Here is an 18,209-nt window from a genome sequence, read left to right on the forward strand (position 1 = left end):
TATGGGGCTAGTAGCCCTATATTCTCGACAGCTTTTTATCTTATTGCTATTACTTTAGAAATACTTCCACCACACGCTTCGAAGACTCCCCGCTCTCTAAATAGCAGAATTTTTCATAAAACGGTGCGAAGGAAGCTGGCAAAGTAAAGGTTGGCTGTTCTGTTTCTCTTACCCAGTCAATGACGCTCGCTGTTTCTTTCACAAGAGGTCCAGGTGCTTCTTGTTCAAAGTCGAAGTAGAAGCCTCTCAGCTTGTCACGATATGTTTCAATGTCTGGCACATAGAATAGCATCGGACGTTTGAGGTTTGCATAATCAAAGAACACAGAAGAGTAGTCAGTGATGAGCAGATCAGAAATCATATAAAGATCCCTAATATCTTCGTAATGAGAGAAGTCATAGGCAAAGCCTTCATATGGTCCTAAATCAAAGTTTTCAGCGACTAGATAGTGCATACGCAAAATGATAATATATTCGTCTCCGATAGCGGCTCTCAGCTCATGCAGATCAAGGTCTAAATCAAATTTGTACTGCCCTTTTTTATAAAATTGATCGTCTCTCCATGTCGGTGCGTATAAGATCAATTTTTTATCAAGCGGCAGGTTCATTTTTTGTTTGAGTGCTCTCATCGTTTCTTCATTGTTTTGATTATGAAGGAAGTCATTTCTCGGATATCCTGACTCAATCATGGTCTTTTGAAATTGGAATGCACGTGTAAAGATTTCAGTCGAGTAAGCATTTGGAGAAATGAGATAGTCCCAATTCGATGCTTCTTTCGTGAAATTCTTTTTGTATTTCTTCGTGTTTGTTCCAGGCATATGCACCTCGTCCATATCCATCGCAAGTCGTTTTAACGGCGTACCGTGCCATGTCTGCAAGTATGTTGTATGCTCTGGTTTTGGAATCCATAGCGGCAATCGGCTGTTGACGACCCAATACTCGGCTCTTGCCATCGCAAAAATCCATTTCAATGACAGACGATTGATATAGTAAATGCCCTTTTCTTTAAACGGTGCTTCGTGCCCTTTTTTCACGCTCCAGATCAACGTATATTCAGGGTGATTTTCTTTCATATACTCATAGATCCCACGCGGATTACAGCTGAATTGTTTTCCATTAAAGCTTTCAAAAACAACCGTTTTCTTTTTCACAGACAGCCTACTCGCCAGCTGAAAGGTCGTTTTAAAGGTCCTTGTTACAAGGCGATTACGGACTTTTTTGATTTTGCCAATTTTCTTTTTGAATTTCTTCCACTTGCTTTTGACGTAGTACTTCGCACGTGTTTTCATTGTATAATCATTAATTCGGATACCAAGCGTTTGTCTCTTTTTCTTTCGATACACCTCATACCGAATCGGGACATTGTTCTTCTTTTGTATTTGGACGAGCCCTTTTAATTGATTAGACCGATCTCCAAGCACAAGAGATGGTGTTGTTAAAGTCTCTTCTGTTCCGTTAACTTCACATATAAATTCAAAATACATTCTATAGATATATCTCTCGTCTGTAGAATAGGTTAATACTCCTAAAGGAACTTCAACATTGAATGGATATACTTCCGGCATCTCCCCATCCGTTCTATAACCATCAATATCACTTTTTTGCTGATAGTTTACGGGGAATCGATGCTCTACTTCGTCCCTTTTGAAAAGAATTTGGATTTTTTTGATTCGATAAGAGTGCTCAGCACTTATGACACCACAATATCCACTTACAGTAAGAAGATTGGTCTCATCGAGTGCTATCTGGTTTGTTTTCGTGATCTTCATCTCTCGCTTGACCTTAATAGAAGCATTACCTTTATCTGTACGATATGGCACAGCAAGCAGCAGAGCGTTTTTATTTTCTATGAAACAGAGTTCAGGCATTTCCACATCAAGCTTTAGACGATGCTTATAATAGGGATTGTCGTCTTCATCTAGGAATTGGCCATCTCCCTCTTCCAATTCAGCCTCTTCGTCATCTCCATCGGAATCATATGAGGAGTCTTCGGTTTCATCTTCGCTCTCACTGCTATCAGTCATTTCAGAAAAATCCGTCACATATAAGTTATACGTTTGCCCTTCTTCCATTTGATTCGAGAAAGAATCTTCATGAATCTCTATTTTAAACTGATTTTCCACTAGATGTTTAAGAGGAAGGTAAACTTCCTGCTTTGAGATCCTTTCTCTCATGAGTAAGTAAAATAATCGACCTTCTAACGGCCTATCATCATCTATCCTCAATAAAATTTCTATTTTTTCGTCGTGGTTCTTTAAACTTTCAACAACACTATTCTTCTGAACGCTCTCTTCAATCATTAATCATTTATCTCCTCTGTTCATCGAAATCTTATGCTTCTTCTCATACTTATAAAACGATGTATGATAAATAAAAGTTTCTATTATTTATTTATTCACCTTCCAAGAATAATTCCCTTTAATTGTCTTGTAAGAAACACCGTCAACTTTTGACACATCTTTTTCATTGAGTAAATGCTCGGCAATTGGCAAACGCTTATTGATTTCGTTGTATTCTTCGTCTCTCATTCTCATATAGAAATCAACATATTTTGTTTTGTTTCGTTTCAATGCCGCTTGTATGGATGCATGTCCAATTGGGAAGGACACCTTTAAACTTTCGACTTTTTTAGAGAATAGCTCAGCATGGTTACGCCGATCATAACCTACAAGTTCTAATATAACCTTTTTTCGTTTTTCAATGACACCTTCCATTTGCAAATCCAATGAAAGAATATGATGTTCAACACCAATTTTCACTAATTTGAAATGAATAGGCTTCATCATCCTTTGAATTTGGTCTCTTTTTTCTCGCACTTCTATCATTTTGTGAAGTGCCGCTATCCAGTTTTCATAATAGTTAGGGATTGAATATACCTCTGCAATCTCCTGACAATTTTCTGAAAAAATCTGATACTGTTCATCGTTTTTCAACAATTCAATGATTTTGTTAGCAAGCTGTTTCACTTCATATTGCTCAACAACAAAGCCATTAAACTGATTTTTCACAAGTGTGCTAGCACCATAATCGTAATTATAGGTAATCACAGGGCAATTGTTAACAATTGATTCCATGATGGACAATGGACAGCCTTCAAAGACAGAGGTAGAGATAGACATTCTAGCTGTTCTAAATTCAGCATCAGGATTTTGAGTGAATCCTTTTAAAAAGACATTCTTTTCTAAGTTTAACCTTTTAATTTCTTGTTTTAGGTGCTTTTCTTGAGGACCTGAACCAAAGATTTCAAGCCTCGCATTTGGTACTTCTTTTATCACAAATTCAAATGAACGGATGGCATCTATGACATTTTTTATTTTAGTTAATCTCGCCATCATCAGAACCTTATTCGGATCCGCAGTATAGTGATCTTGTACTTGATGTGACGAACGATCTAATGTATGTGGTGTTAAAAAGAAGATATTTTGATGACCAAATTGTTTCTCTACGTCTGTTTTCTGCTCTTCAGTGATAAAAAAGACGGCATCTACTTTTTGTTTTCTTATTTGGGTAAATAATTCATTATAATCAGAACGTAATTCTGTCTTTTCTGTTTCATAGTGTTTACTGTGAATAATTGCTGAAAAATAAGAAGAACTTCTTTTTTTCAATTGGAACACATACTTATCCTGTTTCCGGCTATCAACTAAAAAGAGCTTTTTTCGATCATTTTTATACTGAATAGTCGTAAGCCACTCTTGTCTTAATGCTTTTTCATTTTTAAAGGTTTTTATCCCTTCATGGGCATACCAAATGATGTCTCTCAATTTACTTTTAGATTCTTCCTTAAGATCCGCATACTCTTTTTTCATATAAACATAAGTGTGCTCATAAATGAATAGTTCTCGATAGACATTTCCAGTTTCCTGAGAGAAATAGGAAACTTTATGCAACTGCCCTTGTGAATTATATTCCTCTCGCTTCTCCAATTGCTGATTTGGAAGAAAATAATCAACCATCTCAATTTGATTAGATTTTTCATTCCTAATAAAACGAACAGAAGGATCTTCTTGATCACATACCACTTTATTGATGTTGTCAGCGTGATAAGATGGCTGATACTGTTCCTTTGGTTTACAATTTGGAATAAGAAAATCCACATACATATTTTGGATTTTTGTCATTTTAGGATCCACTTTCTGTTTATCAATGATCCCTTTCACTTTCTGAGAAAATTCTTGATCATATGAAAAGGTTAAAAAATGAGTTGAAACATTCTTTAACCCAAATAAGTTCGCACGTAGCAATAACGACTTCGTCATACCACCATATTTTTCTTTAATTCTTCCAGTAATAAAGTAGTACTCCATATCAGGAATTTGCAATTGTTGTTGCGGTTGACTTTGATTATTATCATGTGTCTTTTTTCTAAGCTTGTTAAACCATTTTTGGATCAAAACACTCAACCTTTCATTGTTGTCCATTTATTCCGTCGATATTTAAATAAATTTTTAAACGATATGTTAACATAAAAAAGCACTTCTCACCAAAAGATAAGAAGCACTATCTTAAATAATTAAAGTCCAGCAATTTCTTCCTTAATTTGAGTTGTCGAGATGCCTTCTGTTCTCTTCAAGTACACGACTTCGCAATGCTCTTTTAAGAAATCGAATTTACCTTCCCAGTCATCTCCCATGACAAACACATCAATATCGTGCTCCTGCACGTCACGGACTTTTTGATCCCAGCTGTTTTCTGGAATGACTTCGTCTACATAACGAATCGTTTCAAGAATCAGCTTTCGATGCTCGTAGCTATGATAAGCCTTTTTTGATTTTTGTAAGTTAAACTCATCTGTCGAAATGGCCACCACTAAGTAATCTCCAAGCTGCTTTGCACGTTCGAGCAGCTTAATGTGCCCCCAGTGTAATAAATCAAATGTACCGTAAGTAATAACTTTCTTCATTGCAAACATGAACTCCTTTCTTCATTCCTTATTCAACTGCTTTCATGCAGTAATGTTTATCCGTAATCCTATTATCATCGTTCGTATTTTTTCGCTCTTCGGAACCTCATTATATCACAGCGCCCATCAAACGTTAAGCAGATGTAAAGACAAACTATTTCCAATTTATTGGGCGGAGAAGGGAAAGTCCGAAGAATCAATGTTTCTCGCAGCATCCTTCATATGAATTGATGAAAATGTCATGAAATTTAAAGGTTTGTAAAGTTATTGTTAATATTTCATGGAGCATCTGTGATAAAATGATGAGTAGACGAAGAATGAATTTACAATGAACGTTCATAGATAACAAGATGAAAAAGGAGGTCTAAACAATGCAAACAGAAGTGGTCTCTAACCTTTCTTATGTAAACGGCGACCTAGATGAATTTATCAGCTATATGAATCACCATCATATTTCTCAAAGAAGAGGCGCCATGATTGCGACTGTCAATCCAGAGATTGGCTATACTGTTATGAAGGATCGTGCGTACCATCAAGTCGTCTCTTCTGCGGATTATGTTCTGCCGGATGGTGTAGGCGTCGTCTTGATGTCACGTTTGATACAAAGTCCGCTGAAGTCAAGAATTGCTGGCTTTGATGTCTTCATGTCTATGCTTGATCTAGCAAACAAGCAGTCTAAAAGTATCTTTTTATATGGGGCGAAAAAAGAAGTGCTTGAGGCTGTTAAACAGCGAATTGATACGGAATACCCAAATGTGGTCATCGCGGGCAGCTGTGACGGCTATCAAGCCGATAAACGTTTCGTAGCGAAGCAAATCGCCCGCTCGAAAGCAGATATGGTGTTCGTTGCTTTAGGTTATCCAAATCAGGAGAACTTTATTTATGAATACCGTCATTTATTCCCGCAGGCTGTTTGCATCGGTTTAGGCGGAAGCTTTGATGTATTTAGCGGAACGGTGAAGCGTGCACCACGATGGATGATTAAAACAAATACAGAATGGCTGTACAGACTTGTTGTGAATCCATGGAGATGGAAACGAATGCTGAACATTCCTAAATACGCTTTTGCCGTATTGAAAGAAAACAAAGGAAAAAAACGTTACTATCCTGAGCAAGTAAAGGATCAGACGAAGCAGCTGTGAGAGACTGACCAATGATGGATATACGCTCAATGATCATTTCATGCTATGCAGCTTTCGTTTCTTTAATTGGATGGCTGATGAGCGGCGTGAAACCGCGTGAAAACCAGGTGACGCTGCTTGTTTCATTTCAAGAGAATGCAGCTGCTCTCATTGATACTTATCAACAACAGGCGAACATGACGATGAAGCTTACAGTCCTCTATACGAAGCATGCTTCTGCGATAGAAAAGGACGGGTCTCATCTGTCATTTCGCTATTTTCATGAAAAAAATCCTCTCCATCTCATTCAATGTATTTATACGATGTTTAAAAGCAAGGTTGTCGTGACAGATAATTACTTTCTCATGACAAGTGTACTCAGAAAACGGCCTTCTACCACCTGTATTCAAGTATGGCATGCCAATGGGGCGTTGAAAAAATTCGGTCTTGAAGATGCATCAAATTCGGAACGAAGTCCACGTGATATCAAACGCTTTAAACGAGTCTATGCGTCTTTCGATTATATCGTTACAGGCTCAGATCACATGCGCGAGATTTTCAAGTCTTCGTTTGGGGTCAATGATGAACGTTTTTTACCAACAGGTGTACCGATGACGGATGTGTACTTTGACCAGTGCCTGCCTTCCTTGAAGCCGAATGATTTTCCTAAAGGGAAAAAGATCCTGCTTTATGCACCGACCTATCGAGACTTTGCAATGGACGATCTTGTCCTGCCTTTTTCAAAAGAGCAATTGCAAACAGAGCTAAATGGAGACTATATTCTGCTCGTCAAGCTTCATCCTGCGGTCAAACATTTAGCAAAGGCGGAAACAGACGGTGAATGGATATTTGATGTGTCCGATCAGCCGCTCTATCCATTGCTTTGTACTTGCGATGTACTCATGACAGATTATTCGTCGATTGTGTTTGAATATGCGCTGCTTGAAAAGCCTGTTTTGTTCTTCACTTATGACTTAGACACTTATCGAGCGAAACGCGGCTTAGTCGATCGGTATGAGGACATCATTCCTGGAAAGGCTTGCGTCACTCAAGACATGCTCTTGAAGGAGCTGCTTCATCTAAACGAATCAGATCACAGAGAACGAATCAAAACCTTCGCTGAGGAATGGAACCAATATTCAAAGGGCGAGTCTAGTCAGCAGCTTCTATCATTTATTGAACAGCAGCTCTTACACAAAAAACGTCCGGCTTCTCATTAGGAAGCACGGACGTTTTTTTATTTGTTATAAACCGGGATGTCGTAATAGAGCGTATAGTTATCAAGTAAGTTATACAAGCTATACATACGAGTGACTTGCTTATAAGCCCAGCCAATATCTGTTGCATATTGATGAGTCGCTGCACTAGACCAGCGCATTTTATAAATCGTATCTTGCTTGTATGTGGCGTGATTGATATAGCTGTTGCCAATGAATTTTGCCCCGCCAATAATCGCTGCCTCTGGCGTGAACCATTGTTGTTCATACGCATACTTTGCACCGAGGTAATTCGGATTGCTGTCGTATGCGCCAATGCCATACATGTTATATACTTTCTTCCCATTAAACATCGTACCATTCGCTAAAATCGAACTTCCGTTACCCGTTTCAAGCAACGCATGAGAAATGAGATAAATTTCGTTGATATGATACGTTTTCGCTGCCGTAATAAAGGCTTGTCCTTTACCTGCAAGAATCCCTTTACCTGCTAGAATTTTGGAATTGACTTCTGCCGGATTGAGATTCGCAGCTTCAGAGAGTTTCAGAAATTGAAAATAAGATTGAGTGCCCTCAGCAATATTGGCTGGGTCTACATATTTTTGCACCTCTGCTGAACTTGCATTTCTCCAGCCCAAGCTGATCTTGATCCAGTTTCCTTCTTTCCCAAGCTGTCTTACTTTTGTTCCTTTGTTCAGCTGCGCCACGATGTTGCTTGCAGAGCTCGAATCAGGTGTAGAACGAACATTTAAGCCGTCTGTATTCACAGTTGACGTCGCCGGGTCTACATATGCTGCATAGACATAGGCTGCACCGTCTGTCTGTGGTGACACCTTCATTTGCTTGTTCACCATCTCATTGACAGTGAGGTTGTAGTTCGTTTGCATGACCATTGGGCCATTTTTGATTTTTACGGCTGTGGCTGTCCAGCCATATTGGCTTTTCACAAAAGCAATCGCCGCATTTACAGTTGGTAATCCTGTGAATTGCTGCGTAATGTTGATTTTGTAGGTTGGTTTCGTTGTTGTTTTATAAGCAGCTGGTTCATTCCGTTTTTTGAAAAAAGCCAGGCCTTGGTCGCGCAATGCAGCTGTGGAAATGACACCGGTTTTAATCTGATATTGACCATAATCAGTTGTACCTGTTTTTTGAGCAGCTGCTTTCATTTTTTGTTTCGTTAAATAGCTTAACGCTTGATTCAGTTTTGTCTGATTCACCGTCGGCTCTGTCGTGATCCGGTATTGCTTAACCGCTTCTGTCAGCGTTTTTGTACTGCTGGCAACGCCATTTTTCTTGATAATCTCTTGAGCCTGTTTGACTTTACTTTGCTCATATACAGGTGTTGTCTTGAGACTATACGTTTTGCTGACAGCTTGTCCCTTACCTGTTGTGATGCTGCTTGTCACCTTCTGCGTTTTTAAATATGCGGCACCTTTATTCATTTTCGCTTGGTCTGCTGATTGATTGACGACAAGTCGATACGTGCTGTCAGATACCTTACCCGTTTTTTTCGTTGTCGCAGATACCTTTTTCTTTTGGAAGAAAGCCGCTGCTTTTTTCGCTTGATCATCTCCTAATAGGTTTCCAGTCACTACTTGATATGGCTGTGTAGAAGAGATCTTTTTGGATGTGTAGCGCCATTTCTTTTTCTTGAAAAAGGCTACCGTTTTTCCGTATGCTGTATCGTTCAGTTGATTGAGTTTCACGATATAATTTTTTGTTTTTCCCACTCGCTGCACAGTCCCTGCAGCGCCGGTTTGTTTCTTGATCTGAGCCGCAGCTGAGGATGCTTGTTTGTTGTCTTTGAAATAGCCTGATTCCAAGCGATAAACATTTTTTAAAGCGCCTGTCTTTTGAATCTTCCCGCTGATCTTTGCTTCTCTTTGCAGCTGGGTAAGGAGCGTCTGTGCTTTTGACTGGCTGGCTTGTGCAGCTGATGTGACGATGTAATATGGCTTGCCTGCTGTCACCGTTTGAAGCACTGCTTTTAAACCAGACTCCTTTTGAAAGCCTTGCAGGATGGTATTCGCTTTACTTTGTCCAACGATACCGCCTGAAATCAGCTGATACACAGTGCCAGCTTTGTTTTCAGTTTGGTATGTACTGGTGACACCGGCCTGCTTTTGTAATTCGGTTTGAATATTTTTGACTTTCGTTTCAGAATCAATGGTTCCTGATATGACCTGATAAGAAGGTCTGCTTTGATTGATGACTTCATAGGTGCTATTGAGCCCTGATGTTTTCGTTAGCTCGAGCGAGAGCTTTTTTGCCTGAGCTTCATCATTGACTGGGTCAGATATGACCTTTTGTAAAGGCAGGCGGTCACCTACTGGAGACACCGTACCGCTCATGCCCGTCTCTTTTTTTAATGCAGCTGCACTTGCACTCGCTGCTGTTTGCGACTCATATCCTGAGGCAGTGAGCTGATAGGTCGACGTGTTTCCTGAGGTTTGATAAGTGGCTGTCCACTTTTTGTCCTTCTTCAATGTTTCCACTGCTTTTTTCACTTCTGATTCTGTTGTAAATACCTTTGAGGTGTTCATCGTATAAATGGATTGATCGACATAGGAGGCTGCTTGCGCTTCTTTGCCCGTCTGTACTGTCATACCAAAGGCAGCTGCGAGTAACATAATCTTGATGGTTTTTTTCACGTTCCCTGTCCCTCTCTTAACTTTGCATAATAGTCTACTAATCTCTTTATCGACAAAAACAAGTACTCTTTCAAGTCATTTATGCAATAGAAAAATAGAGGACCCCTTCGAAGTCCTCTTTTCCTTTATATATGCGACACAATCAGTTCACAAGTTCCTTCAATTGAGAAGCTCCCTGTTTCAGCCGGCAGGATAAAATGAGCTCCTTTAGGCAGTGGATATGTATGTCCATCATGCGTTAAAGACCCTTCTCCATGAATTACACTGCACAGCAAAAACGGATAATCTTGCGAAAGCTCTACTGTTTGATCAATTTCCCATTTATACACAGAGAAATACTCTGCTTCAACAAAAGTTCGAATGGTCAGCCCACGGCGTGTTTCAACTGATTCATCTGTATAACCGTCTACATGAGGAACCGTTGTGACATCAATGGCTTGCACAAAATGAAGTTCACGTTCATTGCCATCCTGATCTTTTCGTTCATAATCATATACCCGATAGGTTGTGTCTGAGCTTTGCTGCGTTTCAAGGACAAGCGTTCCTTCGCACAGCGCATGAATGGTTCCGCTTGGCACATAATAAAAATCACCAGGCTTAATCTTCACACGACGCAAAAGACCTTCCCAATCTCCACTGTTCATCATGGTCACAAGCTCAGTTCTTGTTCTTGCATTGTGCCCATAGATCATTTCTGCTCCTTCTTTGCAGTCAATGATATACCAGCACTCTGTTTTTCCAAGCTCTCCATTTTCATGTCTTTCCGCATAATCATCATCCGGATGAACTTGAACGGACAAGTCTTGGTTTGCATCTAAAATTTTGGTTAACAGCGGGAATCGATCGCCTTCTATTCCCCCGAACAATTCTCTGTGATTGTCCCATAGTTCGATCAGCGTTTTCCCTTTATATGGACCGTCTTGCACGACACTTGGTCCGTTTGGATGAGCAGAAATTGCCCAGCATTCTCCCGTTTGATCAGAAGGAATATCATAGCCAAATTGATCCCTTAAGGCTGTACCTCCCCATATTCTCTCCTTCAATTCAGGCAGTAAAAATATTGGTGACTGCTTCATTCAGGATGACTCCTCCCTTTGCTACCCTTTGATAATCCTTGCCAAGCTTGATGAAAACTAGCAAGTCTCAACTTTTATTATGACGCTATCTAAAGAGAAGTCAATCCTTTCAGTACACCAAATGAAAACGATAACACAAAAATATTTCATCCTTTGACAGAGCCTGCGAGAAGCCCTTTGACAAAGTATTTTCCGAGCAGAATATAGACCAAAAGTGTCGGCAGTGCGGCCAATATCGCCCCTGCCATTTGGACGTTCCATTGCACAATTTGACTGCCTGATAGATTTTGCAAGGCGACCATCACCGGCTGATGCTCCGCAGTGGTCATCGTGACTGCAAATAAGAACTCATTCCACACATTTGTGAACTGCCAAATGGCGACCACAACAAACCCTGTGATCGAAAGCGGAAGAATCATATGTCTGAAAATCCCGATAAACCCTGCGCCATCCATTTTTGCCGATTCAATCATTTCATCAGGGATGCTCACATAGAAGTTTCGGAACATGAGCGTTGTGATCGGGAGTCCATATACGACATGGACAAGCACCAGACCTGGAATCGAATTATACAATCCGACTTCACGCAAAAATTGAATGAGTGGTATGAGGATACTTTGATATGGAATAAACATCCCAAACAGCATCAGCGTAAAGACCACTTCTGACCCTTTGAAACGCCATTTTGATAGGACATAGCCATTCATCGCTCCTAGTACAGCTGACAATAAGGTAGCCGGAATGACAAGATAAAGTGAATTCATTAAATTGGGCGCTAGCTTTTCAAATGCGATTTGATAGCTTGAAAAATCGAGTGTTGATGGCAGCGCCCACATTTTCTCAAGGGTCACTTCACCTAATGGCTTCAAGCTTGTGACGAGCATGACATAGACTGGCATCAGAAAAAAAAGACTGCACAAAATCAATAAAGCATAAAGGACTGGACGGACAAACCATCTGGCTGTCATGATGACGCCCCCTTCCGGCTCGACAGGAGATACGGCACGATAAAGACAGCAACAGAGATCAGCATAACAATCGCAATGGCGGCACCGCCTGCATAATGGTTTCCTCTAAAGGTCATTTCAAACATGTAAACGCCCGGAACATCTGTGACAAAGTTTGCACCCGGTCCTGTCATCGAGTAAATCAAATCGAAAATCTTTAATGAAATATGAGCCATGATGATAATGACACTTGCAGTAATCGGTTTCAATAGAGGAAAAATAATCTTCCGGTAAATCTGCCATTCGGTTGCGCCATCCATTCTAGCAGCCTCTCTTACTTCCTCTGGAATTCCTCTCAAACCCGCCAAATACATCGCTAGAGAAAATCCAGTCATCTGCCAAACCGCTGCAATCACGACTGCAATCATTGCCGCAGGGACACCAAACTCAATTTTCCCCCAGACAAATCCGGCTAAAATGTTCGTATCCGTGTACCACTTAGGCTGGATACCAAGCGTTTTTAAAAACAGATTCACCCCAGTTGACGGGTTTAAAATCCATTGCCAGACGACCCCTGTCACAACGAAGGAAAGGGCCATCGGAAAGAAAAATAAATTCCGAAATAGAGATTCACCCTTGATCTTCTGATCTAGTAAAATCGCAAGTGCGAGTCCAGAGGCAATGACGGCTCCAATAAAAAATAGAGTAAAAAAGACCGTATTTCGAAGATCTGACTGAAAGCGGAAATCTTGAAACAGCATGATATAATTTTGAAGACCTGCAAAAGAGAAATTCGGAACAAGCGAGGTCCAGTTTGATAATGACACATACCCTGTCCAGCCAATAAAGCCGTAAACAAAGATGAATAATAAAACAGCCGACGGGGTTAAAAATAGCAGCGCAAGCAGCTGATCCCCATTCCATTTTTTCCGAACACGTTTGACTTTAGGTGTTGCTGCTTTTGTGATCGGCGATGTGTCCATGCGCATGAAGCTACACTCCTTTTCAAAAAAGAGGCGGTGCTTAGCCGCCTCCTCGTCTTTATTTCATTGCATCTTTTAAAGATGAAACAAACTGGCTGCTGTCTTTTTGCGTGACGAAGATATTCACGGCTTGATTCGCTTTTGTCACAAACCCTTCTTCAGCAGCTGAACCATGTGCGAGAGACGGCGCCAGCTTTGATTCTTTAAATGCCTTCATCGCCGATTTTCCGTATTCATCATATTTAGAAACATCTGCATCCACACGTGCCGGAATCGATCCCTTTAGCGGATTAAATGCATCCTGTCCTTCCACAGATCCTAAAACAGATAAGAATTTCTTCACGTTTTCTGGCTGTTTCACGCCCTTTGGCAGTCCGAATGTATCGGTGATCACCATAAAGCTTCCCTCGGTTCCAGGAGTCGCCGCGTATCCAAAGTCTTGATTCACCTTCAGATCGAGATCATTCACAAAGTACCCCTTTGCCCAGTCGCCCATGACATTCATTGCTGCTTCCCCTTTTGCCACGAGCTGCGAGGCATCCTGCCAGTTACGGGAGCTGTGATCATCATTGACGTATTCGAGCATACGCCCAAAGATGTCTGCCGCTTCCTTCACTTTTGCGTCATCCATTTTCATGTCGCCAGCCCAAAGTTTTTGATATCCGTCAGCGCCTAAAACGCCGAGCAGCACACTCTCAAACAAATGCGTCGCTGCCCAAGGCTCTTTATCACCAAGTGCAAGCGGTGTAATGCCTTTTTTCTTTAAGGCATCTGCTGTTTTGAAAAATTCATCAAAGGTCGTTGGCGGCTCTAAGCCTGCATCATCAAATACCTTCTTGTTATACCAAAGCACATTGCCTCGGTGAATATTCACTGGTACTGAATAGATTTTCCCATCTTTGCTGACAAGGTCGATGAGTGATTCCGGAAATTTGTCCTTCCAGCCTTCTTTTTCATATAGATCATCCAGCGGCTCCATTTTGCCTGCTGCGACCCAGCTCTCATTCAGCTCCGCTCCGCCATGTACTTGGAACGTAGCTGGCGGGTCATTCCCTTGCATCCGGCTAGTCAAAACAGCCTTTGCATTTGTACCAGCACCACCTGCGACAGCTGCATTTTCGATTGGGATGTCTTTATTTTTCTCTTCAAACAATTGAATGAGTGCTTTCAGTCCGTCCTCCTCACCTGCTCCAGTCCACCAAGAGAAAATGTCTAGTTTCTCTGCTCCGCCCTCTTTTTTTGCATCTGAGTTGGTCGATGAACTACAGGCAGTGACGATAAGCATACAGAGCGCTAACAGCGTAAAACCTAATTTGAACTTCATGATTGATCCCCCATCCCCATTTTGTAAGCGTTATCAAAATAAGTATAATGGCAGATCCTCGCTTTTTTTCAGCAAACTTCTTCACTTTTTTATGAAATTCTTCACTTTTTTACGGTCTGTTTTCGATATTCCTTCGGTGAACAGCCGACCATCTTCTTAAACACACGGCTGACGTAATTGGGGTCTGTATATCCTGCCTGATAGGTAATTTCTTTTAAACTAAGCGAGCTGTCTTTGAGAAGCTTTTTGATTTTATCCAGCCGGCAGGTTGTCACATACTCTTTAAATGTCAGCCCTGTCTCGTCTTTAAAGCGCTTTGTGAAATAGGTTGGACTTAAATCAACATAGGCGGCAGTCTGCTCAAGCGTGATCTGTTCACAAAAATGCGTTTTGATGTAGCGTTTTGCCCGCTCAATGTCATTCACGGTCTGGGTTCTCGCTTCGTACACGTCAAATAAGTGTTCACAGCACTCACGGCATTCAGCTGCGGTGCTGATCGTTAATATTGGCCAGTCTGTTCGGAGCCGTGATTTAAATAAAATCAGCAGCTCTTTTAGTTGTGAAATGGTCGCTCCCTCCAGTTCAAATGCATCGAATAAAGCCAGCGCATCCTCTCTTCTCCCTTCTTCCATTGCCTGCATCATATCGTCTGCAAGCTCCGGCAGATGGATCAATGGATGGGACTGTTCTTCTGTTTGGTAAAAACCATAACGAACAACGCCGGGACTCTTTTTTCGCTGATAATAGGAAAGCTTCGCCTCTGCTGCACTTTTCTGAAGATAAAGCGGGTTTGAGACCGGGTGTCCCATGCCAACGACAGGTGAAGGCTGATCGTTTGTTGTGGCAGTTCGAATCGCATGCAGGACATCTGCCTTTAACTGACCAGGCGCTTGGTGACGATAAATGAGACATGTAAACAGCTCACCACTCACCTGAATCGGTACCGTATGAAAAAGGGGAGATGTCTGTAAATCAATCAACAGTTGATCCCCGATTGTCCGCTGAACAGCGATGACAAGACCTGCTTCATATTCGTGAAACATTTGTTGAAACTCCGTGGAGGTATAGGACTGACCATTTATGACATGAGCTTCGAGCCACTTTGACTGCTGACCAGCCGCCACCGCCTGCCGCTGAGACGCCTCCTGCTGAATCTCTGCCGCAACCGTTCGAATGGCGGCGATGGTTTCATCTTTGTCAGCCGGTTTAACGAGATATTGCTTCACCCCTTCCTGCATCGCTTGCTTGGCATAATCGAACGTATCGTACGCTGTCAGCATAATGAATTTTGTATGAGGACTGCTCGCTTTGATCTGCTTGATCGCTGTCAATCCGTCCATTCCAGGCATCTGAATATCCATGAGCACAAGATGAACGGGCTCAGTTCGCACGAATTCAACCGCCTTCTTTCCATTTTCAGCTTCTCCTGCTATATGACACTCTGGAAGCCAATCGGTCATGAATTTCCGCATCGCTAGTCGTTCTATTTTTTCATCATCCACAATCAGCACGTTCAGCATGCCGGTCCCTCCTTCATCGGAATAGCCAATTGAATGGTGGTGCCTTCGTTTGGCTTTGAATCAATTTGTAGGGCATCTTTTACCCCGTAAAACAAATGCAGCCTTGACATCACATTTCGAAGACCGATCCCTGTCGAGTGCCCTTTACTCAAGGTGTTTGGACTTTCCTCTTCTTTTTCTGATAGCAATCTCCTTATCTCTTGTTCATTGATCCCCATCCCATTGTCCCGAATCCGAATCATCACATAGCCGCCTTCTTGATAGATCGAGAGTTCGACAAGCCCGTCTTCCTCCTTTGGTTCAACGCCATGAATAAAGGCATTTTCGACAAGCGGCTGTAAGGTGAGACTTGGGATATGTACAGATAAACATGATTCATCTATGGTCGTTTTGCATGTAATACGATCGGCAAATCTTGTTTCTTGTATATGAAAATATTCTTTGACCACTTTTACTTCTTGCTCCAACGTAACAGATGCACTGAGAGCTGACAGCGAATACCGCATCAACGTGGAAACGGATTGGATCAACCTCGATGTGGCATCCGCTGATTCTAAGTAAGCCATGCGTGAGACGATGTTTAATGTATTAAATAAAAAATGTGGATTCATTTGGTTTTGCAGCGTTTTCAGCTTCATGTCTTTGATTTTTTGATTTAAGGCTGCCTTTTGTTTCATCTCTTCAATCATCATTTTCATCTCTTGACGCATTCGCTGAAAGGCCTCATTTAATACAGAAATTTCATCCTTTGAGGTGACATGCAAGTCCGCTCCATCAAAATTCCCTTCTGATACTTCCTTTACGCTTCGAGACAGATGGACGATCGGCCTTGATATCCCTCCAGCAATCATATACGCCATCCATAATGCGACCCCAATGGATAGCGTAAACAAACATAAGGTAAAGAGTGCATAGGTTTGGTGTCTTTTTTGCAGAGATTGATAGAGTACTTGATACTCAGACAATTCATCATCAAGCAGGGTCATCGTTTGCTCTTGTATGTAGGAGGAGACGGTTCTCACCTCCTTTACACTTGCTGCATATTCTTTGATTTTCCCTTCTTTTACATGTGTCATGGTCGCATCACTTTCATTGATGAGCGTCCGCATCATATATTGGTATTTTTCAATAGAAGGAATCGCCGCATGAAGCCCGGCATCCTTTCGCAATGCCTGATCATAGGATTTCATTTTCTGTTTTGAGGCCAGATATTCTTTGGCAAACTGCCGATCCTTTTCAATCGCATACGCATTGACCTTTTCATACATCGTTTTTGCCTCTGTCGATATATCATTAAGCAGGAGAAAAGAACGAAAGCTTCTGCTATATTCCGATACGATATTCGAGCTGCTCCAATAGACGAAAAAAGCGGCCACGTTGCCAAGGAACACAAGGATTAAAAATGCCAGTAACAATTTACTTCGAATCCTTCTCACGGCTGCACCCCCTGCCTTCTGTCTGTTTGCTGTAGCGGCAGATCCTCTTGCCGAATCACACTTGTTCCTGTGTACTGGAGCGGTTCTTCTTTTTCACCTTTTTGCAAACGCACAAGCGATTCCACTGCTTGATAGCCCATTTCATAAGGATGCTGAACAACCACTGCATCAATCTTTCCATCATCGAGCGCCTGAATCGTATCTGGCAATGTGTCAAATGCGAGCACATAAAAATCTGTGGGCGATCGATATTGTGCTGTTGCTTGAATGATGCCTGCACCATCTAATGCACTCGTGCCGTAAAATGCGGTGAGCTTCGCATGATCGTTTAATAGTTTATACGCGGCACCGGAGGCCCCTGATTTTGTAATGGCTGATTCTTCTATTCCAGCAATATGAATGCGTTTTTCAGCGGCGACGGCGTCTCGAAACCCTTTGACGCGCTGCTTTTGATGAACGGCATCAAGCCTGCCTGTGACAATTCCTACATACTGTTCGCCTTTTGTATCTGCGATGAGTGCCTGTCCTGCGATAAAGCCTGAATAATAATTGTCCGTGCCTACATACACTTGACGCTTGCTCCCCTCTGCATCCGTATCGACGGTGACAACATCAATGCCTTTTTCCCTCGCCTTCTGAAAAAGCGGTTTGTATTTTTTCGCATCAAGTCCCTGTGTCATAATGCCATCGACATGCCCTGCGATCGCCATATCAATGGTTTTCAGATGATCGTCTATATCTGCTTGCTTCGGACCCAAATATTCTAGATACACGTGATGAACGGCTGCCGCATCAGCAGCTCCCCTTTGTACCAGCTGCCAATATTCATTATCAAGTTCCTCCGGTACAAGGACAAAGTGATATTGATAGGTTGATGACGCTTTTTCGGAAGCGCTTTCAATTTTAAATAAATCTTGACCTAATAATGTTAAAAAAATGACAGATACGACACAAAAAGTGAGAAAGGCACCTATCCCGATCCACTTTAATCTTTTCACCACATCCTCCCCCTTTCAAATATTGCGCATAAAA

General features: G+C 41.6%; 13 protein-coding genes. 2 read left to right on the forward strand and 11 right to left on the reverse strand.

Annotated elements, in window-relative coordinates; genetic code table 11:
* Positions 1–49: 49 nt before the first annotated feature.
* The 3 genes from C6344_RS12085 to tagD all read right to left on the reverse strand — a co-directional run bounded on the left by C6344_RS12085 (position 50) and on the right by tagD (position 4,902).
* Positions 50–2,299 carry a CDP-glycerol glycerophosphotransferase family protein gene (locus C6344_RS12085; RefSeq protein WP_066031657.1) on the reverse strand — a complete coding sequence of 750 codons (2,250 nt, stop codon included), beginning with the start codon at positions 2,297–2,299 and terminating at the stop codon, positions 50–52.
* An 87-nt stretch (positions 2,300–2,386) separates the two neighbouring features.
* The gene (locus C6344_RS12090) at positions 2,387–4,393 is read right to left on the reverse strand and encodes a glycosyltransferase (protein WP_066031656.1); all 2,007 of its coding nucleotides are present in this window, start codon (positions 4,391–4,393) and stop codon (positions 2,387–2,389) included.
* A 119-nt stretch (positions 4,394–4,512) separates the two neighbouring features.
* Positions 4,513–4,902 (reverse strand): glycerol-3-phosphate cytidylyltransferase, encoded by a 390-nt coding sequence (tagD, locus tag C6344_RS12095; RefSeq protein ID WP_008343212.1) that lies wholly within the window; start codon positions 4,900–4,902, stop codon positions 4,513–4,515.
* 371 nt (positions 4,903–5,273) lie between these two features.
* Between tagD and C6344_RS12100 the strand changes: the two genes are divergently transcribed.
* Together C6344_RS12100 and C6344_RS12105 are read left to right on the forward strand one after the other, a co-directional pair.
* Complete coding sequence (locus C6344_RS12100; protein ID WP_106072964.1) at positions 5,274–6,044, forward strand: WecB/TagA/CpsF family glycosyltransferase; 771 nt, start codon at positions 5,274–5,276, stop codon at positions 6,042–6,044.
* 11 nt (positions 6,045–6,055) lie between these two features.
* The gene (locus C6344_RS12105) at positions 6,056–7,243 is read left to right on the forward strand and encodes a CDP-glycerol glycerophosphotransferase family protein (protein ID WP_106071362.1); all 1,188 of its coding nucleotides are present in this window, start codon (positions 6,056–6,058) and stop codon (positions 7,241–7,243) included.
* A gap of 17 nt (positions 7,244–7,260) precedes the next feature.
* Here the strand turns inward: C6344_RS12105 and C6344_RS12110 are convergent, their stop codons facing one another.
* The 8 genes from C6344_RS12110 to C6344_RS12145 form a co-directional block, all read right to left on the reverse strand.
* Positions 7,261–9,891 (reverse strand): glucosaminidase domain-containing protein, encoded by a 2,631-nt coding sequence (locus C6344_RS12110; RefSeq protein WP_106030576.1) that lies wholly within the window; start codon positions 9,889–9,891, stop codon positions 7,261–7,263.
* 125 nt (positions 9,892–10,016) lie between these two features.
* Complete coding sequence (gene manA, locus C6344_RS12115; protein WP_066031653.1) at positions 10,017–10,967, reverse strand: mannose-6-phosphate isomerase, class I; 951 nt, start codon at positions 10,965–10,967, stop codon at positions 10,017–10,019.
* 146 nt (positions 10,968–11,113) lie between these two features.
* Positions 11,114–11,935, reverse strand: a complete 822-nt coding sequence (locus C6344_RS12120; RefSeq protein ID WP_050944374.1) for a carbohydrate ABC transporter permease — start codon at positions 11,933–11,935, stop codon at positions 11,114–11,116.
* A complete protein-coding gene (locus tag C6344_RS12125; protein ID WP_181185425.1) occupies positions 11,932–12,903 on the reverse strand; it encodes a carbohydrate ABC transporter permease in 972 nt (323 codons plus the stop codon). The genes C6344_RS12120 and C6344_RS12125 overlap by 4 nt, the downstream gene beginning before the upstream one ends.
* Before the next feature lie 52 nt (positions 12,904–12,955).
* Entirely contained in the window at positions 12,956–14,221 is a 1,266-nt protein-coding gene (locus C6344_RS12130; protein WP_066031652.1) for an ABC transporter substrate-binding protein, read from the reverse strand.
* Positions 14,222–14,322: 101 nt separating this feature from the next.
* Positions 14,323–15,741: a response regulator gene (locus C6344_RS12135; RefSeq protein WP_060597427.1), complete on the reverse strand. Its 1,419-nt coding sequence runs from the start codon at positions 15,739–15,741 to the stop codon at positions 14,323–14,325.
* Positions 15,735–17,177, reverse strand: coding sequence for a sensor histidine kinase (locus C6344_RS12140; protein ID WP_106072965.1), 1,443 nt, complete (start codon positions 17,175–17,177; stop codon positions 15,735–15,737). Before C6344_RS12140 ends, C6344_RS12135 begins: the two co-directional genes overlap by 7 nt.
* Complete coding sequence (locus tag C6344_RS12145; protein ID WP_106072966.1) at positions 17,174–18,175, reverse strand: sugar-binding protein; 1,002 nt, start codon at positions 18,173–18,175, stop codon at positions 17,174–17,176. Before C6344_RS12145 ends, C6344_RS12140 begins: the two co-directional genes overlap by 4 nt.
* Positions 18,176–18,209: the final 34 nt, after the last annotated feature.

The sequence above is a fragment of the Bacillus sp. GBSW19 genome (genome assembly GCF_002998655.1).
Lineage (GTDB): Bacteria > Bacillota > Bacilli > Bacillales > Bacillaceae > Bacillus.